The organism is Arthrobacter sp. TB 23 (genome assembly GCF_000294595.1).
Classification (GTDB): Bacteria; Actinomycetota; Actinomycetes; order Actinomycetales; family Micrococcaceae; genus Arthrobacter_D.
This window is the reverse complement of record NZ_ALPM01000114.1, coordinates 83,680-108,191: the sequence shown is the minus strand read 5'-3', so window position 1 is coordinate 108,191 and position 24,512 is coordinate 83,680. Positions and strand designations below refer to the sequence as shown.

23 protein-coding genes are annotated in these 24,512 nt (G+C 62.6%); 13 read left to right on the top strand and 10 right to left on the bottom strand.

The features are described from left to right. Position 1 precedes the first annotated feature (1 nt). Positions 2-790 carry a glycerophosphodiester phosphodiesterase gene (locus tag B384_RS0115555; protein WP_019484025.1) on the top strand — a complete coding sequence of 263 codons (789 nt, stop codon included), beginning with the start codon at positions 2-4 and terminating at the stop codon, positions 788-790. 57 nt (positions 791-847) lie between these two features. Here the strand turns inward: B384_RS0115555 and B384_RS19250 are convergent, their stop codons facing one another. From B384_RS19250 to B384_RS19235, 5 genes are all read right to left on the bottom strand, one after another. Continuing rightward, complete coding sequence (locus B384_RS19250; protein WP_019484024.1) at positions 848-1,723, bottom strand: DNA-3-methyladenine glycosylase family protein; 876 nt, start codon at positions 1,721-1,723, stop codon at positions 848-850. Beyond that, positions 1,724-2,719, bottom strand: a complete 996-nt coding sequence (locus tag B384_RS0115545) for a phosphotransferase (RefSeq protein ID WP_019484023.1) — start codon at positions 2,717-2,719, stop codon at positions 1,724-1,726. It abuts the gene before it with no gap. A 187-nt stretch (positions 2,720-2,906) separates the two neighbouring features. Next, positions 2,907-3,290 (bottom strand): DUF7793 family protein, encoded by a 384-nt coding sequence (locus tag B384_RS19245; RefSeq protein ID WP_019484022.1) that lies wholly within the window; start codon positions 3,288-3,290, stop codon positions 2,907-2,909. 176 nt (positions 3,291-3,466) lie between these two features. Beyond that, positions 3,467-4,024, bottom strand: a complete 558-nt coding sequence (locus tag B384_RS19240) for an RBBP9/YdeN family alpha/beta hydrolase (protein ID WP_019484021.1) — start codon at positions 4,022-4,024, stop codon at positions 3,467-3,469. 5 nt (positions 4,025-4,029) lie between these two features. Further along, positions 4,030-5,358, bottom strand: coding sequence for a uracil-xanthine permease family protein (locus B384_RS19235; protein ID WP_019484020.1), 1,329 nt, complete (start codon positions 5,356-5,358; stop codon positions 4,030-4,032). A gap of 74 nt (positions 5,359-5,432) precedes the next feature. Between B384_RS19235 and B384_RS0115525 the strand changes: the two genes are divergently transcribed. Together B384_RS0115525 and B384_RS0115520 are read left to right on the top strand one after the other, a co-directional pair. Then, positions 5,433-6,260 (top strand): SDR family NAD(P)-dependent oxidoreductase, encoded by an 828-nt coding sequence (locus B384_RS0115525; protein WP_019484019.1) that lies wholly within the window; start codon positions 5,433-5,435, stop codon positions 6,258-6,260. An 85-nt stretch (positions 6,261-6,345) separates the two neighbouring features. Then, entirely contained in the window at positions 6,346-7,770 is a 1,425-nt protein-coding gene (locus B384_RS0115520) for an aldehyde dehydrogenase family protein (RefSeq protein WP_019484018.1), read from the top strand. Positions 7,771-7,783: 13 nt separating this feature from the next. Here the strand turns inward: B384_RS0115520 and pgm are convergent, their stop codons facing one another. Both pgm and B384_RS19230 read right to left on the bottom strand, forming a co-directional pair. Further along, a complete protein-coding gene (pgm, locus tag B384_RS0115515) occupies positions 7,784-9,415 on the bottom strand; it encodes a phosphoglucomutase (alpha-D-glucose-1,6-bisphosphate-dependent) (protein WP_019484017.1) in 1,632 nt (543 codons plus the stop codon). A gap of 93 nt (positions 9,416-9,508) precedes the next feature. Then, the gene (locus tag B384_RS19230; protein WP_272942581.1) at positions 9,509-10,015 is read right to left on the bottom strand and encodes a class I SAM-dependent methyltransferase; all 507 of its coding nucleotides are present in this window, start codon (positions 10,013-10,015) and stop codon (positions 9,509-9,511) included. A 184-nt stretch (positions 10,016-10,199) separates the two neighbouring features. On the opposite strand from B384_RS19230, the gene B384_RS20690 reads away from it, so the two are divergent. Then, the gene (locus B384_RS20690; protein ID WP_019484014.1) at positions 10,200-10,364 is read left to right on the top strand and encodes a hypothetical protein; all 165 of its coding nucleotides are present in this window, start codon (positions 10,200-10,202) and stop codon (positions 10,362-10,364) included. Between the two features lie 28 nt (positions 10,365-10,392). Here the strand turns inward: B384_RS20690 and B384_RS0115500 are convergent, their stop codons facing one another. From B384_RS0115500 to B384_RS0115490, 3 genes are all read right to left on the bottom strand, one after another. Then, the gene (locus tag B384_RS0115500; RefSeq protein WP_019484013.1) at positions 10,393-11,922 is read right to left on the bottom strand and encodes a long-chain-fatty-acid--CoA ligase; all 1,530 of its coding nucleotides are present in this window, start codon (positions 11,920-11,922) and stop codon (positions 10,393-10,395) included. Positions 11,923-12,060: 138 nt separating this feature from the next. After that, positions 12,061-13,527 carry a peptide MFS transporter gene (locus B384_RS0115495; protein ID WP_024477146.1) on the bottom strand — a complete coding sequence of 489 codons (1,467 nt, stop codon included), beginning with the start codon at positions 13,525-13,527 and terminating at the stop codon, positions 12,061-12,063. Between the two features lie 13 nt (positions 13,528-13,540). Further along, positions 13,541-14,962, bottom strand: a complete 1,422-nt coding sequence (locus B384_RS0115490; protein ID WP_019484011.1) for an amidase — start codon at positions 14,960-14,962, stop codon at positions 13,541-13,543. A gap of 219 nt (positions 14,963-15,181) precedes the next feature. Between B384_RS0115490 and B384_RS0115485 the strand changes: the two genes are divergently transcribed. From B384_RS0115485 to B384_RS0115445, 9 genes are all read left to right on the top strand, one after another. Continuing rightward, positions 15,182-15,508 (top strand): rhodanese-like domain-containing protein, encoded by a 327-nt coding sequence (locus tag B384_RS0115485; RefSeq protein WP_019484010.1) that lies wholly within the window; start codon positions 15,182-15,184, stop codon positions 15,506-15,508. Between the two features lie 13 nt (positions 15,509-15,521). Continuing rightward, the gene (gene pheA / locus B384_RS0115480; RefSeq protein ID WP_019484009.1) at positions 15,522-16,463 is read left to right on the top strand and encodes a prephenate dehydratase; all 942 of its coding nucleotides are present in this window, start codon (positions 15,522-15,524) and stop codon (positions 16,461-16,463) included. A gap of 296 nt (positions 16,464-16,759) precedes the next feature. Continuing rightward, positions 16,760-17,725: a LacI family DNA-binding transcriptional regulator gene (locus B384_RS0115475; protein WP_026041230.1), complete on the top strand. Its 966-nt coding sequence runs from the start codon at positions 16,760-16,762 to the stop codon at positions 17,723-17,725. A gap of 57 nt (positions 17,726-17,782) precedes the next feature. Further along, a complete protein-coding gene (locus B384_RS0115470; RefSeq protein ID WP_019484007.1) occupies positions 17,783-19,105 on the top strand; it encodes an ABC transporter substrate-binding protein in 1,323 nt (440 codons plus the stop codon). 78 nt (positions 19,106-19,183) lie between these two features. Then, positions 19,184-20,197, top strand: coding sequence for a carbohydrate ABC transporter permease (locus B384_RS0115465; RefSeq protein ID WP_116778876.1), 1,014 nt, complete (start codon positions 19,184-19,186; stop codon positions 20,195-20,197). Beyond that, positions 20,194-21,087: a carbohydrate ABC transporter permease gene (locus B384_RS0115460; protein WP_019484005.1), complete on the top strand. Its 894-nt coding sequence runs from the start codon at positions 20,194-20,196 to the stop codon at positions 21,085-21,087. The genes B384_RS0115465 and B384_RS0115460 overlap by 4 nt, the downstream gene beginning before the upstream one ends. Next, complete coding sequence (locus B384_RS0115455) at positions 21,084-22,667, top strand: alpha-amylase family glycosyl hydrolase (protein ID WP_024477147.1); 1,584 nt, start codon at positions 21,084-21,086, stop codon at positions 22,665-22,667. The genes B384_RS0115460 and B384_RS0115455 overlap by 4 nt, the downstream gene beginning before the upstream one ends. A gap of 73 nt (positions 22,668-22,740) precedes the next feature. Beyond that, positions 22,741-23,472 (top strand): DUF72 domain-containing protein, encoded by a 732-nt coding sequence (locus B384_RS0115450; RefSeq protein WP_019484002.1) that lies wholly within the window; start codon positions 22,741-22,743, stop codon positions 23,470-23,472. A 63-nt stretch (positions 23,473-23,535) separates the two neighbouring features. Next, positions 23,536-24,510: a DNA topoisomerase IB gene (locus tag B384_RS0115445; RefSeq protein WP_019484001.1), complete on the top strand. Its 975-nt coding sequence runs from the start codon at positions 23,536-23,538 to the stop codon at positions 24,508-24,510. Positions 24,511-24,512 lie beyond the last annotated feature (2 nt).

The following is a 24,512-nucleotide window of genomic DNA, read 5'->3' as shown; positions in this document are numbered from 1 at the left end:
CATGTTGCCGTACCTGCGAAACATCGGACTGGACGGGGAGCAACGGCCGCTCGCCCTGTCGCATCGCGGCTTTTCGCTCGACGGGCTGGAAAATTCGATGGTCGCTTTCGAGGCGGCAGCCGAACTGGGTTTCGGCTATTTGGAGATAGATATCCGCACCACCCGCGATGGAGTGGTCATGGTCTTTCACGATGAACTCCTGGACCGGGTTTGTGACGCATCGGGGCCAATAGCGGACCGGTCGTTGGAGGAGTTGCGGACCGTCCACATTCAGGGCACCGAACCGATCCCCACGCTCGAAGAGGTGCTGACCCGGTGGCCGGCGATGAAGTTGAATATCGACATCAAGGACGACGCCTCGGTGGAGCCTTTCGCTGACGTAGTTGAACGCCTGGGCGCGCATGACCGGGTGTTGGTTGCCTCCTTCTCGGACCGGCGGCGCCTGCGGGTCCTGAAGCGGTTGTCGCGACCGGTGGCGTCTTCGGCCGGTCAGGCGTATTCAGCGCTGCTTTGGTTGCTGAGTCCGCTGGGTCAGACCCGGCGCCTTGCCCGGATGCTCCGGGTCGATTGCCTGCAGGTTCCGGTCCGGCACGTCGGAGTGACAGTGGTGACCGAGCGCTTTGTCCAACGCTGCAGGCGGGCAGGGCTGCCGCTTCACGTCTGGACCGTCAACGACCCAGAAGCGATGGAACGGCTGCTCACCCTGGGTGGTGGCGTGGACGGTCTGGTATCCGACCGTGCAGACCGGTTGGCTGGGGTCATGCACCGCAGAGGGTACTGGCCCCAATAATCCCGTCCACCTCCCTCCACGGCCAGAAAAGTGCTTCGCCTGCAGATTAGTTGCTGCTCAACGACTAACCTGCGGGTGCGGCACTTTTTCGGCCGAGGTGGCTTCGGTCCACAGGTGAAACAGGGCATACGCCCGGTACGGCCGCCACCGTTCAGACTGGATGTCGGCTTCCTTGATGCTGGGGTTGCCCATGGCACGGCGCAACACCAGATCCCCCGGGGTGAAGGCATCCCGATCCCCGAGTACTCGCACCATCAGGTAGTCTGCCGACCATGGCCCGATCCCCGGGATGGCCAGGAGCTCCTGCCGGATGTCGGTGGGGTCGCCGTGGAGGATCAGCCCGTCGCAGAAGGCCCGGGCAACGTGCTGCACGGTGGCTCCGCGGGTTCGGGTCACGCCCACCGCACTGCGAAGCTGCTCCGGCGGCGCGGAGGCAAGCGCCTCGGGGGTGGGGAAGACGGTGAGGCCGGCCGCCCCGGGTGTTCCGTACGCAGCGGCCAACCGCCCGCCAAACGTGCCAGCGGCCGCCACCGAGACCTGCTGGCCAAGGACTGTCATGATCGCTGCTTCGAACGGTTCGGGATAGCCCACGGCACGCAGCCCGGGGCGGTGCCGGACCAGCGGACCCAGCAGGGCGTCGTCGTCGAACGCTGCTGCCACCGCCGTGAGATCGGTGTCCAGATCGAGCCAGCGCCGGATGGTTGCGGTGAGGCCGGGGACCTGGCTCAACGGCGCAGAAGTGCTCACTTCAACCCCGGACGAACCAACGGTGAGGGTGACAGCGTGGTGCCCGCTGGCGGTACTGAGGAGCCGGGTGTGTGAGCTGCCGGAGCGATCCGGAACCTCACAACCCGGGATGAAGTGGTTCGCGAGCAGGGCAACCATGGGTACGGTCTCGATTGACCCGTTGGCTGCGAGAAAGACGCTGTTCACCTACCGCAGCACCGGATCCGTCAGGGTTCGCAGGTACTCGAGGGCGTGTGGGCCGTACTCGCTCATTGCCGAATCGTCGGCGTGGATGAGGAGGCGCAACCACGATCCATACCGGTGCAGCCGCGCCAGTTGGAGTGCCGGTTCGACGGCGAGACGTAGCTCCGCGAGGGGGGCGTAATCGGTCCAACACTCAAGGTAGGCGCTGATGACGCAGCGGATCCGGGCATCGTCAACAGTTGTCTCCCACTGTTCCTGCATTACGGTCAACGGAACGTAGAGCGAACTGAACGGGTGGGCCCAGTAGGAGTCGCCGAAGTCGAAGAATCGTAGTGGCGCTGTGGTGGTGCCCGGGATGAAGGCGTTCCCTGAGTGCAGGTCGTTGTGTTCCAGGCTCAGGGGGACACCAGAGGCCAGGACCGCGGCAGCGGCTTCCTCCAGCGCCGGAATGCTGAGGTAGACCCCGTCGGCGGCCTGCGGCGAAAGATGCAACGGATGCTCGGGGGGCAGGCCGGTGTGGAGGAGCAGCTGGTTGCTGGCGAAATTTCCGGCGATCGCGGGGTCCATGCTCACTAGTCCGGCGGCGGCCAGCGGCATTTTATGGGGAATGAGTTGTTTTTGAAGGTCGGCGAAGTCCATCACCACCCGAACCCATAACTGGTAGTCAGTCGATTTTAGTGAGGCAAGGGTCTTTCCATGGTCAGGAGTGAGCATCCAGCCCTTGGCCGGCTCTATCGCCAGGGGAGTCACCACATGGTCCGGCACCAATTCGGACATGCACGCCACGAGGGCCGCCTCGGTGAACTGACCGGGGTTGTTCGCTTTGAACCAGAGCCGCCCGTGATTGGTGGGGACCGTCAGCTGGGTGGACCAAAACCGGATACGGGCCGGCTCCAGGGGGCCGGTCTGTGACAGGTTGCAACTGTCCAGCACCTGCGTGATCCACTGCTGGACCTGGTCCCGCCAATCGGGGGACGCCCAGACCTTTTGCAGATCCATCAGGACTCCGTCGGCTCGGCTGAATGAAGTCCGCCCGGCCGGTCCGTTTCCGTAGCGGTGATCAGCCGGTAGTACCCAGTGTGATTTCCCCTGCGCACGCCGCCCGACAGCCCGATCCTCAACATCACACCAGTTTAGGCACTACCAGGAGGGCGGGGCTCACCCAGGGCCTGCGTGGGGTGTGGGGTCAGGCGAAGGTGTCCAGCCAGTCGACGGCTGCGTCCTCGGAGGTGAAGAACTGCGCTGGGTGAGCGGCGTTATCGGCGAAGGCGGCGACTACCCGGTCAACGGGATCCTCGCCGAGCAGAGCGATGGCGGTAATGCCCTGCTCGGTGCAGATGGCCCGGCGGGCGGCGTTGGTGAACGTCACAGCTGTCATTCTCATCAGGATCCGCCGGGATCCGGGGTTGAGGAGCGATGCATCGAGAGTGGCCCGCGCGTCGTCGACAGAGACCACCGTTGACGGTCGCCACCAGACGTGCAGGATGCCGTCTTCCCGCAGGGTCAAACGTTGGGTTTCGCCGGCATCCGGGTGGCGTTCAGTAGTAGTGGTGATGCATGAAGTGTTCATGATGTGTCCTGAAGTCTCAGCAGATCCATTTAACTCAGTAGCAAGCGTCAATGGGGTACTTCGTCGTCCACGACAGTTTGGATGTGTCCGACAGCTCACCAAAAGACGTCCGCAGCCCTTCGATGCTGCTCCTGCGCGGGCGGAGCCTTCGGGTGAAGGACGACTTGTTTGCCTTCCTAGCGTGCGGTGGAAAGTAGCCCAGCCAGTTCCTGCTGCAGCTCGGGGAAACGCTGGTACCCGTCGGCGGACCCGAAATGGCCACCGCCGGGGATGGTGATGAGCGTTGCGTGCAGCCTGGCCGCGAGCCGGGCAGTGGCGGCAGGATGAACCACTGTGTCGTTGTCTGACCTGATCACTGTGCAACGGGAGACCACTAGTTCGTCGACGAAACCGTTGTCGGCGGTGAAGGGATCGAGGAGCGGAAGTGAAGCGACGGGTTCGGCGAACCCTGCGACCAGGATCAGCCCCCTGAGAGACCACCCCGGCTCCAGCGACGCCAGATAGCGAAGGGCGGTAATGCAGCCGAGACTGTGCGCAACGATCACCGTGTCCCCGGTGGGACGGCCGATGGCGCAGTGCAGTTCGGCAGTCCAACCGCTCTCCACAGGTTCATTCGGGGTCGGTAGTTCGAGCACCGTCACGCTGTCCTGTGCCGTGGTGAAGCGGGACTTCAACCAGGGAAACCAGTGCTCGCCGGGGGACGCCTGGTATCCATGAACCACGAAGATCTTCATCCGGCTCAGCCCAGCTTCGAAGGCCGGGACCCTTTGTCGGAGGCGTCGACGGCGTCGGGCCCGGTGAGATGTTCGCTGCCCCGCCAGCGGGCGAGCCCGTTCATCACGTGGTAGATCGCGAGTGTCGCTGCGGTACCCAGGGCAATGCCTTCGAAGGTGAGCTCCCCAATGGTCCAGGTGAAGTTGGCGATGCCCACCACCAGGGCAACCCCTGCGGTGGATAGGTTGATGGGGTTGGAGAAGTTGACCTGGTTCTGTACCCAAATCCGCACCCCGAGAATGCCGATCATGCCGTAGAGCACCACTCCTGCGCCCCCAATGACCCCGGCCGGGACAGTGGCGATCAGGGCGCCGAACTTCGGGAACAGGCTCAGCAGGATTGCGACAATGCCTGCCACCCAGTAGGCGGCCGTGGAGTACACGCGGGATGCCGCCATCACACCAATGTTTTCTGCATACGTGGTGGTTCCGGAGCCACCGCCGGACCCGGCGAGCATGGTGGCGAGGCCATCGGCCATCAGCGCGCGCCCGGTGACGGGGTCAAGGTCGCGGCCGGTCATTGCCGCCACCGATTTCACGTGGCCGATGTTTTCGGCGACGAGAACCAGCACCACCGGGATGAAAAGACCCACCACTGAGAGGTGGAACTCGGGGGTCTGGAATGGGGGGAGACCAATCCAGGCGGCGTCGCCGATCGCAGCGAAGTCCACCTCACCGCGCAGCATGGCGACAACGTACCCGGCCAGGACACCCACCAGGATGGACAATCGCCCGAGGATGCCCTTGAACAGGACCGTTACCAGCAGGATGACCACCACGGTGATCAGGGCGGTGAGGGGAGCCTGCTCAAAGCTGGCCTTGGCCGTGGGTGCGAGGTTCAGTCCGATCAGCGCGACGATCGCGCCGGTAACGATTGGTGGCATCACCACCTGAATCCAGCGGGAACCAGCCTTGTGCACAATGGCGCCAATGATCGCCAGCACCGCACCGGCCATGATGATGCCGCCAAGCGCCCCAGCGGGACCGTGCTGGCTTTGGGCGGCGGCGATCGGCGCGATGAACGCGAAGCTTGACCCGAGGTAGCTCGGTACCTTCCCCGCGGTAATGATCAGGAAGAGGATGGTGCCAATGCCCGAGAACAGGAGGGTGGTTGCCGGGGGGAACCCGGTAATCAGGGGGACCAGGAACGTGGCGCCGAACATGGCGACGACGTGCTGGGCGCCAATACCGATCGTCCGCGGCCAGCTCAGCCGCTCATCAGGGGCAACGAACTGCCCCGGCAGGACGTTCTTCCCGTCGCCGTGAACTGTCCAAGCGGTACCGAACCTGCTCATGGCTGTGCCTTCCAAAGATGTGGGGTGATCTGTCGGAAATCTTACCGTCCGGCGCGGGATGTTACGTTGCACTCATGTCATTCACAGTCGAAGGCCAAACAGTCCTCATCACCGGTGCCGCCAGCGGGATGGGTCGGCTGTACGCGGAACGCGCTGTCAGGGAGGGGGCAGCAGCCGTGGTGCTCTGGGATGTGGACGCCGAGGCCCTCGGTGGGGCCGCCGATTTCCTGAGCGGTGCCGGCTCCTCGGTGCACAGCTACGTGGTTGATCTCGCGTCCCTGGAGGAGATCACGACGGCGGCCGCCGCCGTGCGGAACGACGTCGGGGTCCCGACCGTGCTGGTCAATAATGCCGGCATCGTGCGCGGGAAGTACTTCTGGGAGCACGACCAAGCGGCCGACATCGCTCTGGTGATGAACATCAACACGCTCGCGCTCATGCATCTGACCCGGGAATTCCTGCCGGACCTCATCGCGGCGGGAAACCAGGCACGCATCCTGAACGTCGCGTCAGCGTCCGGCACCCTGTCGGTGCCCCGTATGAGCGTGTACACCGCCTCGAAGTGGGCAGTCATCGGATGGAGCGACTCGCTGCGCCTCGAGCTGCGCGAAGCCGGGCACAACCACATCAAGGTCACCACCCTGATTCCCAGTTACATCAAGACCGGCATGTTCGAAGGTGCCCGAGGGCCACTGTTCACGCCGCTGATGGACCCGGCAGACGTTGTCGATAAGGCCTGGCGGGCGATGCTGGTGGGGCGTGCCCGCCTTCAGCTGCCCTGGTCGGTGGCCCTGGGCAGCGCGCTGCGTGGGCTTCTTCCCCAGCCGGTCTGGGATGTGGTGGCTGGCCGGGTTTTCAAGGTGTACAGCTCCATGGAGCACTTCACGGGCCGCGCCAGCTGAGCTGCCACCCACCAGAAGACCGCCACCCGTTAAAAAATGTCCCAGCCAGCGATCCGCTGGCCGTTCTGTCAAGAAGGAACCCTAGATGACCAGTAGTCCAACACTAATTGCGGGCGGCTCCGGTGCTCAGGATGGTGCCGTCGCTGAGGGAACGACCGCGGCGGACCGCCTGCGCCGCACCTTCGATGACGGGATCACACGGCCACTCGCGTGGCGCCGAGCCCAATTGCAGGGCCTGGTGCGGATGTTCGCCGAACGGGAACAGGACTTCGCCGACGCGTTGCAGACAGATCTGGGCAAGAGCCGTCTCGAGGGACTGGTTTCTGAGCTCTCGCTGGTCCGGGCGGAGGCCGAGTTTGCTCTCAGGCATCTGGCGGAGTGGACCAGCGTCGAAAGGGTACGGGTCCCGATCGGCCTGGCGCCGGCGTCGGCCCACCGGGAGCCTCAGCCCCTGGGAGTGGTGCTGATCATCGGGCCCTGGAACTATCCGGTGCAGTTGCTGCTGTCGCCCCTGGTTGGTGCGCTCGCCGCCGGGAACTGCGCGGTCCTGAAGCCGAGCGAACTAGCGCCCGCCACCTCGGCTGTGATCGCTGACCTCCTGCCTCGATATCTCGACGGCGCGGCCGTGGAGGTGGTGGAAGGCGGACCCGAGGTGAGCACCGAGTTGCTCACCCAGAAGTACGATTCCATCTTCTTCACCGGAGGTGCACGCGTGGGGAGGATCGTCGCCAAAGCCGCTGCTGAGCAGCTCACCCCTGTCACCCTCGAGCTGGGAGGCAAGTCCCCCGCCGTCGTGATGGACGGAGACCTTCGCGCCGTGGCCCGGCGTCTGATCTTCGGTAAATTCCTTAACGCCGGGCAGACCTGCGTCGCTCCCGATTACGTGCTCGTGAAGGCGGGGCTGGAATCACAACTCCTGAAGCAGCTGAAACGGGCGCTCGCCGAGTTTTACGGCAGCGATCCCAGCCAGAGCAGTGACTATGGCCGGATTATCAACGAAACCCACTTCGATCGTCTGGTGGGGCTCCTGGATAGCGGCCGCATCTACGCTGGCGGCTCGCACGACCGGGCCACCCGATACCTCGAACCCACACTGTTGACCGAGGTGCAGCCGGACTCGCCGGTCATGCACGACGAGATCTTCGGACCAATCCTGCCCATCCTGACCGTGAGCGGGATGGATGAAGCGGTGGAATTCATCGCCGCCCGGCCCGCCCCTCTCGCTGCCTACCTGTTCAGCAGGAGCAGCGCGGTGCAGCAGAGCTTCGAAGCCCGGGTCCGAGCCGGCGGGATCGGCCACAACGCCTGCAACCTGCACCTGACGGTTCCCGGACTGCCTTTTGGAGGCGTCGGTGACAGCGGGACGGGCGCCTACCACGGGCGCTATTCCTTCGACACTTTCAGCCAGCTGCGGGGAGTGCTCTCCAAAGGGACCGGCATCGACACCCTGCGCCTCGCCTACCCTCCTTACAGCGGTCTGAAGAAGTGGCTCTTGCGCCGGCTCCTCTGACCACCCCCGAGGGTTACCCGATCACCCCGTCCACCAGTGCTTTCGCTTCGTCCTGGACCTGCTTGAGGTGGTCGGCACCCTTGAAGGACTCGGCGTAAATCTTGTACACGTCCTCCGTACCCGAGGGGCGTGCAGCGAACCAGGCGTTCTCGGTGGTGACCTTCAACCCACCGATTGGAGCCCCATTGCCCGGTGCTTCCGTGAGCCGGGCCGTGATGGTCTCGCCGGCCAGGGTGGTGGCTGAGACATCCGTCGGCGAAAGCTTCCCCAACGCCGCCTTCTGGTCCCGTGTCGCTGCCGCGTCGATCCGCGCGTACACCGGTGACCCGAACCGGTCGGTCAGGCTGGCGTAGTGCTGCGACGGGGTGCGACCGCTGACCGCAGTGATTTCCGAGGCTAGCAGGGCCAGCAGGATGCCGTCCTTGTCTGTGGTCCAGGTGGTGCCGTCGTGACGCAGGAAGGAGGCCCCCGCGGATTCCTCACCACCGAAAGCCAGGCCACCGGACAGCAGGCCCGGTACAAACCATTTGAAGCCCACCGGAACCTCTTCGAGCGTTCGGCCCAGATCCGCTGCCACCCGGTCAATGATCGACGAGGACACGAGGGTCTTCCCGACGACGGCGTCTTGCCGCCACTGCGGCCGATTCCGGTAGAGGTAATCGATGGCGACGGCGAGGTAGTGGTTGGGGTTCATCAGGCCCGCATCCGGGGTGACGATACCGTGCCGGTCCGCATCGGCGTCGTTACCGGTAGAGATATCAAACTCGGAGGACCGGGCAATCAATGAGGCCATGGCCGACGGCGAGGAGCAGTCCATCCGGATCTTCTCATCCCAGTCCAGGGTCATGAACGCCCACTGCGGGTCAACTGACGGGTTGACGACTGTCAGGTTCAGGTTGTGGGTCTCACCGATGGCACCCCAGTAATCTACTGCTGCGCCCCCCATGGGATCCGCACCGATGTGCAGACCGGATGCCCGGATGGCGTCGAGATTGAGGACGCTGGGCAGGTCCTCAACATAGTGCTGCAGGAAATCGTAGGTTCCGATGCCCTCTGCCTGCAGCGCCTGGCTGGCGGGCACCCGTCGGACCTCCCGCAGGCCGCCCTCCATCAGGGTGTTGGCTCGATCGGCGATCCAGTTGGTGGCGTCGGAGTCGGCGGGTCCCCCGTGCGGTGGGTTGTATTTGAAACCGCCGTCACCGGGAGGGTTGTGCGAAGGGGTGATGACGATGCCGTCTGCCTGGTCTGCGCCGCGCGAGTTGTAGGCGAGGATGGCGTGCGATACGGCCGGGGTGGGGGTGAAGGCGCCACGGGCATCCACACGGACCGTTACATTGTTGGCGGCAAGCACCTCCAGCGCCGTCTGCTGGGCGGGATCCGAAAGCGCGTGAGTGTCCTTGCCCATGAAAAGGGGACCGGTGATGCCCTGCCCGGCCCGGTATTCAACGATCGCCTGGGTGATCGCTGCAATGTGTCCTTCGTTGAAGGACGCCTTGAGTGAGGAGCCGCGATGTCCCGACGTGCCAAACGCCACTCGTTGTGCCGGGTCGCTGAGATCGGGAACGACGTCGAAATACGCGTCCAGAAGGGAAGTAATGTCGACGAGATCGCTGGGTAGGGCGACTGTGCCCGCTCGGTTTGCCATTGCTACAGCATGCCAAAGAACCGGGACGAATACAGCCCCGGACGCTAATTGTGGCGGAGTGTGCCGCGTAGGCCGTGCAGCAGCACAACAGAATCAGGGTTTGAGGGCGTGGATTCGTTCAATCGAGCCGGCCTTAAGACGCTCGACTTCGACGACGGTGAACCCAGCAGCCTCCACCAGGGGCAACTGTCGGCGCGTGAAGTACTCACCCGCCATGCGGACTGTGGCCCGCTCCAACAGCCATTGCATCGCGTATACCGGTGGCCAGCTGCTCGCCACGTGATCCAGAAGGAGCAGGCGTCCGCCGGGCACCAGCACCCGCTTGGCTTCTCCGATGGCTGAGGCTGGGTTGGGTATCCCACACAGCGACAGCCCGCAGAGAACGGTATCGAACGAGCTGTCCGCGAAGGGAAGGTCTTCGGCGTTGCCTACCCTCAAATCCATCGGGCGGCCCAGACGGGATGCCCGTCCGGCGGCAATGCTCAGCATCGCCGGGCTGAGATCGATCCCGCTGACCTGCGAGTCGACCGGGAGATGGGGCAGATTCAGCCCGGTGCCGACCGCCACTTCAAGGACGCGCCCGGTTGCCCGGGCCCCCAGCCATTCCCGGCCACCGCCAAACTAGAACCGATCCAGGAATGCGATCTGCCGGTCATAGCTCGCAGCGTTCTGCTCCCAGGCCCGCAAAACCCTGGCCGTCTGGTCTTCTGCTGGGGTCATCGTGGTCTCCTCCAAGTGATAAGTTCGCTGTGTACTTAGCCAAATACAGGAAAGGTGCCATCCCATGAGTGAACAGATTGACAAGGAACGCGACGACGCGGCGGAGTCGGTCGGCGGGTCCGACAAGATCGATGCTGGCGGCTACGGTGGTCCCGGCCCGGCAAGTGAACTTCCCGAGGGTAAGGAAGTCGAAAGCGAGGATAACCGGGAGAACGACGACGACTCCTGATCCACGGGGTTGATCCCGGCGGCTGCCGCTAGACCCGGATTTCGCGTTTAAGGATCTTGCCGGTCGGGCCCTTGGGGAGGGCCTCCACCAGCAGGACCCGCCGAGGGTACTTGTAGGCCGCGACGCGTTCCTTGGTGAATTCGAGTATTTCGGAGCTCAGGCGCTCGCGGGCGGCGTCGTCCGCCGGTTCCGCTTCGGCTCTGATGCCGACAACGGCCACGATCTCCTCGCCCTGCAGCTCATCAGGAACACCAATAACTGCTGCTTCGGCGACTGCCGGGTGCTCGTAGAGAACTTCTTCGATCTCGCGTGGGTACACGTTGTACCCGCCACGCAGGATGATGTCCTTTTTGCGGTCCACGATGAAAATGGCTCCGTCCTCGTCAAATCTGGCAAGATCGCCGGTCCGGAACCAGCCGTCGGGGATAGCGGCGGCGGTGGCGTCGTCGTTGTTCCAGTAGCCCTTCATGACGCAGTGGCCGCTGACTGACAACTCGCCCACCTCGCCGGTAGGCACCTCCGCGCCGTCGGCGTCGAGCATCCGTACCTGGACGCCGTCGACCGGGGTCCCGATCGAGCCCGGTTTCCGTACTGTCCCGCGTCGGTTGAAGCTTACGATCGGCGATGTCTCCGACAAGCCGTATCCTTCCAGCAGCTCGGCACTGAAAACCCGCTCAAATTCGTGGAGCACCTCCACGGGCAATGCGGACCCTCCCGAAACCGCCACGCGCAGCGACGACAGGTCGGTCTCCGCGACCGAGGGGTGCCGCAGCATCGCGATGTACATGGTGGGCACCCCTTCGAAGATGGTTACCGAGTCGCGGGCGATAATCTCAAGGGCCTTACCTGGTTCAAACCTGGGTAGGAGGGTCACGGTCGCGCCGGTCAGTACTGATGCGTTCAAGGCGCAGGTCTGCCCAAAAATGTGGAAGAACGGCAGCCCCCCAAACAGCACATCCCCGGTGGCGATTCCCATCAGGTCCCGTGATATCTCAGCGTTTCGGCGCAGGTTGACGTGCGTCAGGGCGGCGCCTTTTGGCCGTCCGGTCGTTCCAGAGGTGTAGAGCAACACCGCGGTGTCCTCGTCATCGACCTCGACCACCTGCGGTGCTGGTTCAGTAGTTGAGAGCTGCTGCATGAAGGCGCCCGAATCGACAGCGATTACCTCGAGAGTTGTTCCCTGCGCCGCGCTGGCCGCAATCTGTCCGACCGCCGACTCAGCCTCCGATGCCACCCCCTCCCACGCGAAGACCAGGCGTGCCCCAGAATCGTCCAGATGATAGGCAATTTCCCGGGCTTTCAGCAGGGGGTTGAGGGGAACCACCACCGCACCGAACCGCAGAACGCCGTAATAGATAAATGCCATCTGCGGAATATTCGGCATGATCAGGGCTATCCGGTCGCCGGCTTGCACGTCTTTCTGTGCAAGCAGCCCTGCAACCCGTTGGCTCCACTGATCGAGCGCCGAGAAGGTGAGCTCGACGTCGTCGAGCTTGATCGCTACCGCCTCCGGGTGCTCGTGGGCAGTGGAAGTGAGGTTGTTGGCGAGGTTAGGCACGCGATCTCCTTTGATCAGGCTAGTTACTGATGAGTAACAGTCTGTTTCATGGAGTCGGGCTGCGCAATGGGGGCCGGGTCAGCGGGACGCCACAGGCGCCCACCAAATGCAGGTGGACGCCTGTGAAGAGTGGAGAGATTAGCGCACGCCCATCATCAGCTTCTTGATGGCTGGGGTGCCAACAACCAGCACTCCGCCGATTACTATCACCGAAATGCCAAGCACCGAGAAGTAGGTGCCCTCAGTTGATGGATCGTAGCGGCTCGCCAGAATGCCGGACAGCGTTGTCCCGAGGGAGATCGAGAGGAAGTTCAACGCAACCATCTGGGTCCTAAAGACTTCCGGCGCCAATTTGGTGGCCACCGACAGGCCGATGGGGGAGATCAACAGTTCGGAAATTGTGAAGACCAGCAAAGTGATTGCCATGGCGACTAGCGGGGTTGTGTTCGCGCCGCCGCCAGCGAACGGCAGGAACATCAGGTACGCGAGGCCGATCCCGATCAATCCGAAGGCAAACTTCAGGGGAGATGATGGCTGTCGGTCGCCCAACTTGGTCCACATTGCCGCGAAGATGCCGGCAAGCACGATGACGTATACCGGCACAAAGGAAACAATCCACTCAGGCAGAATCTCCAGGCCGAAGAAGTTCCGATTCAGCCTTTCCTCGGAATAGACGATGATCAGGGTGAACAGCTGCTGGTAGAGGGCCCAGAATGCGGCACTGGCAATAAACAGCGGAATGAAAGCCATGGTCTGCTTTCGCTCCGGAGCGGAAACCTTCGAGCTCGTCAGGATGACAGTGAAGTAGCCTGCTGCCGCGAGGATGGCCGCCCATGCCATTACCTGGGCCAGGTTGTCGGTACTGATCAAGCCGCTGAGGAAGGCGACAGTGACCACAGCAACGGCAGCGAATGCGATAGCGATCCACCGGAGGTATTGGGACCGGGGAAGGGGGTTCTCGATGACGTGCGCGTCGGCGGAGAAATGCTTCCGGACGATCGAGTATTGCACCAAGCCGATTGCCATGCCTATCGCTGCGGCTCCGAACCCGATGTGGAATCCTGCGGTATCACGCAACCACCCCGTGAGGAGTGGGCCAAACAGGGCGCCGAGGTTGATGCCCATGTAGAAGATGGAGAATCCAGCATCGCGTCGCTGGTCCTTCTTGCTGTACAGGGTGCCGACCAGAGAGGTGGCGTTTGCCTTCAATCCGCCAGAGCCGACTCCCACCAGCACCAGTCCGATGGTCAGTCCCACCCCGCCGGGGAGGACGGCTAGCGAGATGTGCCCCAACATGATCAGGATGGCCGAGTAGAACAGGGCCTTCTCGGACCCAAGCACGCGATCTGCGAGCCACGCGCCGAGAATTGTTGAGAGGTAGACGCTTCCGCCATAGGCACCCACCAGAGTGAGGGCCAAGCCCTGCTCAATGCCCAGGCCGCCAGCGGTGACTTCGAAGTACATATAGAACGCAAGGATCGCCTGCATTCCATAGAACGAAAACCGTTCCCACACTTCAAGGCTGAAGAGGTGGGCCAGCATTCGAGGGTGACCAAAAAAAGAGGTATCCGCCGAGCGGGGCGGTGAACTATGCGATGTGATCATTTATACGATGGTGTCACTCCACCAGGCCGGTGTCATCTGGGCCCCAGGCCGATTCGAGTTGGGCTGCAACCGACAGTAACTGGGCCTCACCGCTGGGGCGTCCAATGAGCTGGATACCCATTGAAAGCCCGGCTTCAGTGGTCAGGGTCGGCAGCGCGATGGCAGGCAAGCCGCAAACATTAACCATCGATGTGAACGGGGAGTACTGGCATTGCCTGAGGTAGTCGGTGTCCCCGTCCTCGGACGTGTACCACCCTATTGGCCTGGGGGTCTGCCCGAGCGCTGGGGTGAGGATGAAATCGTGAGCCGAGTACTGGGTGATGGTTTCCTGCTCAAACTGTCGCAGAATATCGATCGCCGCAACCAGGTCAGCCGCGCTTCGTGACAGCGCCCGCTCGCGCATGGTGGCGGCAAGCGGGGTGAGTAGCCGTTCATTGCCTGGCGGGATGGGCGCCGTCGCCAGTGCCGCTGTCCAGACGGTCTGAAAGGCTTGATGGTAGCGACTGTCGTAGGTGATCGAGGCTTCGACGACGTCGTGCCCGGCCGCGATGAGCGCCTCAATCCCCTTCTCGTAGGCGGCACGTGCCGCTGGGTCGAGCGCAATGTCGAATGCCGAGGCGAACGGTGACAGCGTACTGGCCCCGATGCGGAACGTGCCCTCCGCCTGGAGGGCAGCGTCGAGGAATGACGACGACGGCGGCACCGCGCTGGTCGCACGGAAATTTGGGGCATCCACCATCGCATCGAGAAGGAGTGCCGCGTCCGCCGTCGTGCGGGCCAGCGGCCCGGCGACCACAAATTGTCCGAGGTCGGCCTGCCCCGACAGGGACGGGATTCGGCCACGATTCGGTTTCAGTCCGATCAGCCCCGTGGCCGACGCCGGAATACGGACAGACCCGCCGCCGTCACTGCCTGGAGCGAAGGGGATCATGCCCGCAGCAACAGCTGCGGCACTGCCGCCCGAGGAGCCGCCCGGGCTGAACGCCGGATCGAGCGGATTGCGGGCAGCTGGTGCAATGTCATTCTCGCTGTGGCAGCTGAGGCCGAACTCGGGCACCTGGGTTTTGCCCAGACTGATTGCGCCTGCTCTGCGCAGGATGGCCACCAGCGGAGAATCGCTTGTCGCGATCGCCGGGGGAAACGCTGCGGTACCGAAGGTGGTGGGGACACCTGTGACATCGGCGAGATCCTTGTGGGCCAGGGGCATCCCGTGCAGTACCGGAAGCGACCCGGCAGCAGGCGATGCCAGCCGGTCATCGGCCGCTGCGGCTTCTCTCATGGCCAACTCACCGGTCACGGCGATGAACGATCCGAGGCCCGGATTGAGCTCATCAATCCGATGCAGGTAGTGGGCGGTCAGCTCCCGGGAGCTAAGTTCCCCGCGGGCGATTGCGTCACGCTGGGCCAACGCTGTCAGTTGGTGCAGTTCCGTCACTGAATGCTCCCCGGCAGTCTGGCGGCCAGGGGTTCCCCAACTGCTATCGCGTCAGCACTTCCCACGTAGGTAACGCGAGGACGACGACCGGTGGTGCCGGCGAGGATGGTGGGTTGATCAGCGGGCATTGTTACCTCCCGTTTGGGTACAGCATTGTGGGTGAGGTTCGTCTCCCACTATAGGCTTGGCGAAATAGGACCTTTGGGAAGGGGTTTGCCGATGAGCGAGTCCGAGAATGTCTCGATCGAGTCAATTGCCGACAGCAGCGCTGTGTTGGATGTCCGGGAGGACTACGAGTGGGAGGCAGGCCACATTGACGGGGCGGTGCACATTCCGATGGAGCAGATTCCAGCCCGCCTGGATGAACTTGACCCGGACACCGACCTGCACGTAATTTGCCGGACCGGTGGTCGCTCCCAGCAAGTCACGCAGTGGCTGGTTGCCAATGGCTACTCGGCAGTTAACGTCACTGGTGGGATGGGTGCCTGGCTTGAGGCAGGTAAGCCGATGGTCTCCGACACCAATCAGCCGCCCACCGTTCTGTGACTGTGAGGAATCCATGAGTTCTCGCGTTCCGGAGGCGTCCTATACTTTCCTGGGCCCGGAGGGCACCTTCACGGAGGCAGCTCTCTTGCAGGTTCCCGGCGCCGACGTCGCCCGGCGGGTACCGGCGCCGACGGTGAACGCAGCCCTGGACCTGGTGCGCAGCGGTTCCGTTGAGGCCGCGATGGTGCCAATCGAGAACTCAGTCGAGGGCGGGGTGAGTGCGACCCTTGACGCCATCTCCCAAGGCGAGCCCCTGCGGATAATCCGCGAAGTACTGGTTCCCATCACCTTCGTCCTGGTCGCCAAACCAGGGATGCAGTTGAACGAAGTCCACACCATCTCCACTCACGGGCACGCCTGGGCTCAGTGCCAGTTGTGGACCACCCAGAATATTCCAGGGGCAGAATATATGCCGGGTTCATCCACGGCCGCAGCGGCTGTGGGCCTATTGGAAGCAGACTGTCCGTACGATGCAGCGATTTGTTCACCTTTCGTAGCTGAGCGGTTGGGCTTGCCGGTGCTGGGAAGTCACATCGGGGACGTCGCGGATGCAGTTACCCGGTTCATTCTGGTGAGCCGGCCCAACATCCTGCCCGAGCCCACCGGCGCCGATAAAACCACTCTCGTCATCCCGCTGCCGGAAGACCACCCCGGTGCACTGATGGAGATCCTCGACCAGTTTGCTGCCCGTGGAGTGAACCTGAGTCGGATCGAATCCAGGCCCACCGGCCAGTTCCTCGGTGACTATTTTTTCAGTATCGACGCCGAAGGCCATATTGCTGATGCCCGGGTGGCCGACGCGTTGCAGGGGTTGCATCGGATCAGCCCCCAGCTGCGCTTTCTCGGTTCGTACGCCAGGGCCGATCGGCGCGAACACTCAGTCGCCAGGCACACCTCAGACGAAGCCTTCAAGGCAGCTCGGATCTGGGTGGAATCGCTCCAGCAGAGTGACTAGGTGATCGCCACCGGTTATTTCGCGAACGCGGCCCGGTCGCCTGGAGGCGGGGTGTGCCAAGACCTTAGTCGAAGACATTCCCCGACCGTTGTCAACCAGTTCCGGGATGCTCGGGTACCCCAGTAGACCGCGATCGGATTCGACCGTTCGGCCAGCTGTTTACGAAACGTGCTGGCTTTCTACTTCCCTCGGCTTAGCGTTAGTGCTGCAAGTCACGAAACCGTTTACGTAAACCGTTTGCGCGCAGGGTTTCGTGACTCCTCAGAGGGGAGGGAACCGTGACAACGATCAGGGATGTGGCACAACAAGCTGGCGTTTCGCCTGCCACTGTGTCCAGGGTTATCAACGGCCTGGTTGGCTATACGGACGCCACACGCCAGCGCGTGGAGGGGGCGATTGCAAAACTCAACTACGAGCCGGACTCCCTTGCGCGAACGCTCAAGACCCGTCAGACGTCCGTTATTGGCCTCCTGGCACCAATGGTGTCCGATGCCCTCGCCTCCGAGGTGATGCGGGGGGTCGAGGATGCAGCTCGTGAGCGCGGCTACGCGGTTATGCTCGGCCGGACAGGCGTGAAGTCCACCTTCATCGCCGGCTACCTGAGAACCCTACGCACCTACCGCGCCGCTGGGGTTATCCTGATCTCGGCCGTCATCACCCCGGAAATGCGTCAACTCCTGGGCCCCGCCATCCCGATCATCTCCGTTGCCATTAGCGATAACTCCGGTTCACCGAGCGTCGCGATCAACGATGAACTCGCTGCCTATGATGCCACCCGGTACCTGTTGAAGCTCGGTCACCGGCGCATCGGTTTACTTGCCGGAGATCCACTATCCATTTTCGTCGCAAAACCCCGGCAGCGCGGCTATGAACGGGCGATGAACGAGGCAGGCTGCGCGACGGTTACGGCGGCAGGCACATTCTTCTACGAGAGTGGCGCTTCCGGCCTCGCTCAACTCCTTCAACAGGACCCGGGCCTGACCGCCATTTTTGCCATGAGCGACGAAATGGGTGCCGCCGTCGTCAATGAACTCCAGAAGCTTGGTCGAAGAGTTCCCGAGGACGTTTCAGTGCTTGGCTTCGACAACACCTCGACCTCACAGCATGTTCACCCAGCCCTGAGCACGATCGCGCAGCCCCTGGAGGACATGGGACAGATCGCCGTAAGGAAAATTCTTCGGTCCCGGGATCTCGGTCCACGGGTAGTGCAGCACCGGTTGGTCAAGCGTGGATCGACGGGCCCGCCGCGGCCCGGTTCCTGACGTCACCACACAATTCCTTCTCACCATCACCATCACCAAACACACAAGGAGCAGTACATGAGGCAACGTCGCCAACACCGGCACATCCTTTTCGGCACGGCAGCATTTGCCATCTCAGCCCTCGCGCTTTCGGGCTGCGCGGGTGGCGAAGTATCCGAGGACGAAGGAACAGCCGTATCCGAAGCAGAATTTGAGGGCCGTGGTCCCATCAACTACGTCTCTTCGCGAGATGCTTCGGGGGCTGCACAGGACAGTCTCGACAAGTGGAATTCCGAGCATCCCGATGAGCAGGTGACTCTGATCGAGCTCCCGGACTCGGCCGATCAGCAGCGTCAGCAGCTGATCCAGAACGCGCAGATTGAGTCGGACACCTTCAGCGTGCTGAACCTCGATGTCGTCTGGACCTCCGAGTTCGCGGCGAACCGGTGGATCGAGCCGCTCCCCGAGGATGCGCTACCCACCGATAGCATGATCCCCGCTACGGTCGATGCCGCGTCTTACCGCGACACGCTTTACGGGGCTCCGTACTACACGGATGGCGCCCTGCTCTACTACCGGACCGACCTGCTGGAGGCGGCAGGGATCGACTCGCCCCCAGCAACCTGGGACGAGATGGAGGCTGCGTGCGACGCCATCCTTGCGCTTCCCGAGGGACAGGACATGTCCTGTTACGCGGGCCAGTTTGATAAGAACGAGGCACTCACCGTGAACTTCACCGAGGCTGTAGCCTCGGCAGGCGGCGCGGTGTTCGACGAGGAAGGCAACCCGACCGTCGATTCTCCGGAAGCCTTGGCTGGATTGACCCAGTTGAGTGATGCCTTCGCCGACAACCTCGTTCCGAGTGACGCCATCACTTATCTCGAAGAACAGGGACGTCGGGCCTTCCAGGACGGCGAAGTGGTGTTCTTGCGAAACTGGCCCTTTGTGTACGCGTCGTTGACCGCTACTGACGGTTCTAGCCAGGTGCTGGACAAGTTCGGCATCAGCTCGGTCCCAGGCATTGGAGACAATCCCGGCGTTTCCACCCTTGGTGGCCGAAACCTGGCCATTTCGCCGTTCACCGCCAATAAGGCCACGGCTCTGGATTTCATCAAGTTCTTCACCAGTGAAGAAGAATCTCGCGCCCGGCTGGACAAGAGTTCGCGTGCACCGGTGTATGCGTCTCTTCTGGAGGACCCGGCCGTTGTTGAGCAACGGCCGTTCTACCCCACCCTCCTGGAGTCGCTGGAGAATGCACAGCCCCGTCCAAAGGTAGTCCAGTATGGCGCCACTACAACGGCTATCCAGGAAGAAGCATACGCAGCGCTGACAGGCGACAAGGACCCTGAAGCGGCACTCGCCGATATGCAGGCGAAGCTCGAGGAATTGTCCGCCGAATAGTGACACTCGTGTCCGCCCGGGGCACCCCGGGCGGACACGGCACGTATCAGAATCTGTTGCAAATCAAGTGAGGACCACATGAGTACGAGAACTTCCGCGTCCGCGCGGTCGACGTCGGGTGCCCGCCCACTCGGGCGGAATAAACCCGGTAAACGCACAGCAGGCGAAGGTCGGATGGCGGCGATGCTGCTCTCTCCAACCCTTCTCGTGCTCGCCCTGGTCATTGCCTACCCCTTGATTTCGGCGCTCTACCAGTCCATGTTCCGGCAGCAGTCGGGCCTCGACGCTGACGGGTTCGTGTCTGAAGGAGAAGTCTTCGTTGGGCTCGGAAACTACACTGATCTTTTCGTTGGTGAGACAGGTGCCCGGTTCCTCAATGCCTTCGGTAACACCACCTTCTTCACCGTCACCACCGTCGCACTCGAAACCATTCTGGGCCTCTGCCTTGCTCTCGCGATGAACCGGGCCTTCCGTGGCCGGAGCTTCCTCCGGGCAAGCATTTTGATTCCCTGGGCTATCCCCACGGCCGTCTCGGGCCTCCTGTGGCGATGGATTTTCCAGTCGGACGGCATCGCCAACAATCTGATCGGAAGCGAGATCCTGTGGACCGCCGAAGGCGTCGCATCGAAGGTGGCAATCATCGTGGCGGAGGTCTGGAAGACCGCACCCTTCATCGGTCTGCTAGTTCTGGCAGGTATGCAGATCATTCCGGAGGAGGTCTACGAGGCGGCAAGAATTGACGGTGCCGGGTTCTGGCGCCAGGTTCGCTCCATCACTCTTCCACTCGTCAAGCCCACACTCCTGGTTGCGGTCCTGTTTCGCCTGCTCGACGCTCTGCGAATGTTTGACCTCCCGTTCGTGCTGATCGGTCCCGGCAAGGAATCAGTCGAAACTCTCTCGATGCTCGCCTGGGACGAATCAAACCAACTGCGGTACGGCTCGGCATCGGCATTCGCGATCATCCTGTTCCTTTATGTTGCGGTTGTTGCAATCGCTTTCGTCAAAATCCTCGGCGCGGATGTCGCCGGGACCAAAGAGGTGCGGGCGTTGAGCCGAGCCACCAGCACCCGAAAGGTCAAGGCAGCCCGATGACACAGATTCCCGTAATTCCGGCCGTTGAAACACCCGCCGAGGCAGCACCCAAGCGTCTGGGAAAGCGGCGAGGGTGGAAATCCTATTCGGTGTACGTAGGCCTGGCCGCAATCCTCGTCTACTGCCTGGCACCGTTCTATTGGATGCTGGTTTCGAGCTTCCGACGTACATCCGACATTTTCGACAACAGCCTCCTTCCTCAGCCGTTCTCCGCCGAAAACTACTTCAAGGTTTTTGACGGTTCCACCATGTTCGGGCAGGCACTGCTCAACAGCCTGATTGTTGCCGGCGTCACCACTGCGGCCGCGCTGGTTCTGGGAATCTTCGCGGCGTACGCTATCTCCCGGCTTAACTTCCGGTTCAAATCGGTGATCCTGGGCGTCATCATTGCAACATCAATGTTCCCCGGCATCTCAGTTGTTGTTCCCTTGCTGCGGCTCTTCACCGATATCGGCTGGATCAACACCTACCAGGCGATGATTGTGCCCAACCTTTCCTTTGCGATCCCGCTAGCCGTATGGAATCTGACCACCTTCATGAAATCACTGCCGTTTGACCTTGAGGAAGCCGCCATGATCGACGGCTGCAGCAAATGGCAGGCATTCCGGAAGGTGTTGCTTCCCCTTGCGGCGCCGGGTGTCTTCACCACCGCAATCCTTACTTTCATCCACAGCTGGAATGAGTTCATCATTGCTCTCTCGATGGTCAACGACCCTGCGATCCAAACTGCGACGGTCGCCATTTCCAAGTTCACTGGTGCTACCGAGTTTCAGGCACCCTTTGGGGAGCAGATGGCCGCGGGGGTGATTGTCACCATTCCCCTGGTGATCATGGTGCTCATTTTCCAGCGCCGCATTGTTGAGGGTCTCACCTCCGGGGCCACCAAATGAACGATCCGTGGTGGCAGACAGCTGTCATATACCAGGTATATCCGAGGTCTTTCGCCGACGGCGATGGTGATGGAGTAGGGGATCTGGCGGGTCTGCTGGCTCGACTTCCGTACATCGCGTCTCTCGGTGTGGACGGCATCTGGCTAACTCCATTCCAGCCTTCACCCCAGGTGGATCAGGGCTACGATGTCAGCGATTACTGCGATGTCGACCCCCTCTTTGGGACCCTTCAACAATTCGATCAACTTCTCGATCTTGCCCACTCGCTGGGCCTGAGGATAGTGCTCGACGTCGTTCCCAACCACTGCTCGTCGGAGCACCCGCTATTTCAACAAGCGATCAGCTCGTCGCCGGGCTCGTCCGAGCGGGCGATGTTCCATTTCGCCGACGGCCCCGATCCCGTCACGCCCCCAAATAATTGGCAGAGTGTCTTCGGTGGCAGCGCGTGGAGCCGAGTAAATCCGGGCTCGGACTCCGACCACCAGTGGTATCTGCACCTGTTCTCGCCGGCGCAACCGGACTGGAACTGGCGCAACCCGTTGGTCGGGGACTACTTCGCGGAGGTGCTGCGTTTTTGGTTCGACAGGGGAGTGGATGGACTGCGCATCGACGTAGCTCATGCACTGTTCAAGGCTGAGGGCCTGCCGGATGCGGCAACCACGGGCACCGTCATCGACGGGCTCAGATCAAATCCACTTGTGTCGGACCAGGAGGAGGTCCACGAAGTGTATCGGCGCTGGCGAACGCTAACCGATTCGTACACCCCGGAGCGTTTCCTTGTGGGCGAGGTCAACCTCGAGCCGCAGCGGGCGGCGCGGTATACCCGCAGCGACGAGATGCATCAGGCGTTCGCCTTTGCGTTCGTCCGCCTGGGCTGGGACGCAAATGAGTGGGCTGGTGTTGGGCGTGAGCTTGAAACAGCCCGGCTGGAACATGGTGCATCGCCCACTTGGGCTCTGGAGAACCATGACATTGTTCGTTCGGCAACACGCTTCGGAGGTGGCAGCCGCGGCGTGGCGCGGGCGCGGGCAGGTCTCCTGGCCATTCTTGGCCTACCCGGGGGAGCCTACATTTATCAGGGGCAGGAGCTTGGGCTGGCGGAGGTCGAGGTGCCAGTGGGCGCACGGGTGGATCCCATGTGGGAGCGCGGTGGGGTTTCCCGCGACGGCGCGCGAGTGCCGCTGCCCTGGACGGTGGCGCCCGAAAAATCCCATGGCTTCTCACTCGTCGATTCACCATCCTCGCCGTGGCTTCCGCTTCCGTCGTCGTGGGGGGCATCGGCTGTCGAGGTGCACCAGGCGGATGAGCATTCGACGCTCCGTCTAGTCACCTCCGCGCTTGAACTGCGGCGTCAGCTGGCTTTTAAGGGCGTGCTCGACTCCAACGATGCTGGCGTCTGGCGGGTGGGGAACGGAAACCTGCTCATGTGTGAACGCGGATCGGAGTTCTTTGTTGCTGTGGCCATGGGGGATGCACCAGTACGGTTGCCTACCGGCAGCACGGTGGTCATCGCTTCCTCGCCCCAGGCTGAGGAGGGCTGGTTGGAGCCGGATAGTGCGGCGTGGGTGCTTCGGCGCTGAAACGGCAAGCGAAGTACTCATACCGGGATCCTGAATGCCTAGCCCTGGAGCGGCCCGGTAGCCTGTTCTGGTGATGGGCATTCACATCGGCACCTCCGGATGGAGCTACGTCCACTGGAATGACGTGATCTATCCCGCAGGCACCGCCTCCAGTAAACGGCTGAGCTATTACGTGCAGCGGTTCGGAACGGTGGAACTCAACGCGAGCTTCTACCGTTGGCCGCGCGACACCACATTCGCTGGTTGGCGCAGCAGGCTTCCCGAAGGATTTCTTCTCTCAGTCAAAGCGCCACGAGGGCTCACTCACGGCAAGAAGTTGTACCAACCTGAGGTGTGGGTCGAACGCATCACCCGCTGCTGGCATGAGCTCGGGGATAAACGCGCCATCCTGCTCGTCCAGCTCCCGCCGGGCCTGCACCGTGACGACGCCCGTCTCGATTACTTCCTCGGACTGCTGCCGGACTGGATCCGGGTCGCCGTCGAGTTCCGGCACCACAGTTGGGACGACGAAGGCGTCTACTCACTGCTGGAACGCCACGGTGCGGCGTACTGCGTGATGAGCGGGGCACACCTGCCGTGCGTCCTCCGGGCCACTGCCCCGTTTGTCTATCTGAGGATGCACGGACCCGACTCCGAGCATTTGTACGGCGGTTCCTATACCGACGCCGAGCTGCAGTGGTGGGCGGGCCGGATCCGGGAATGGCAGGGAGCGGGAAAGGACGTTTACGTGTACTTCAACAACGACGGCGGCGGCAACGCGGTGCGGAACGCCGATAGCCTGCGTGCCATCCTTGGCGTGGGATAGCCTGCGGTGCCCTAATCAGGAATACGCAGTAGGCTGATCTTCTCAATCCGGAAAGGTGGCCCAATGCCCAGACTTCGCCGCAGCGACTGTGAAAAGCCGGGCATTACTCGCCGTCGACACGGTAAGGGGTTCGGCTACCGGCTAGCCGACGGAACCCCGTTACGTGACGCCGCTGATCTTCGACGCATCAAGGACTTGGCCATCCCGCCGGCATGGCAGGATGTCTGGATTGCTCCCTACCCCAATGGGCATATTCAGGCGCTGGGTACCGACGCCGCGGGCCGCCGCCAATACGTCTACCACACGGCCTGGCGGGAGAAGAAGGATCGCGAAAAGTTCGATCGTGCACTTGAATTCGGGGAAAAGCTGCCCGCCGCCCGACGAGTCATCACCACCCGCCTTCGCAGTGAGGGTATTCCTCGGGAGCGAGCCTTTGCCGCTGCACTACGAATCGTCGACTCAGGGTCACTCCGAATCGGCTCCGAGCAGTATGCGGAGACCAACGGATCCTTTGGGGTCACCACCCTGCAGGTGGAGCATGTCCGGATCAAGGGTCCGATGATCACCTTTGAGTTCCCGGGAAAGAGCGGTCAGCGGTGGGAATCATCCGTTGAGGATGCGGACCTTGCGGCGGCGATGCGGCCCATGTTGAAGCGGGAGCAGGCGGACACCGCTTTGGCCTACCGCACCCCCGACGGCGAATGGCATCGCGTCGACGCGTCGCAACTGAACGGGTTCCTCCGCCAGGTCACTGGCGAGGGCTTCACGGCCAAGGATTTCCGGACCTGGCAGGCCACAGTGGTTGCAGCAATGGACCTTGCCCGCAGCGACCTATTGGCCACCAGTAAGACCGCCCGGCAGAAGGCTGTGGCGGCGACAATGCGCGCAGTTGCCGAAAAGCTGGGCAACACGCCGGCGGTCGCCAAACGTTCCTATGTTGATCCGCGGCTGGTTGATCGGTTCATGGCCGGCGAAGTGATCGAGATTGCCAGCTACTCGGCTTCCGAGAAGGCTGTTCGCGGGCTGCTTAAAGCTTAGGG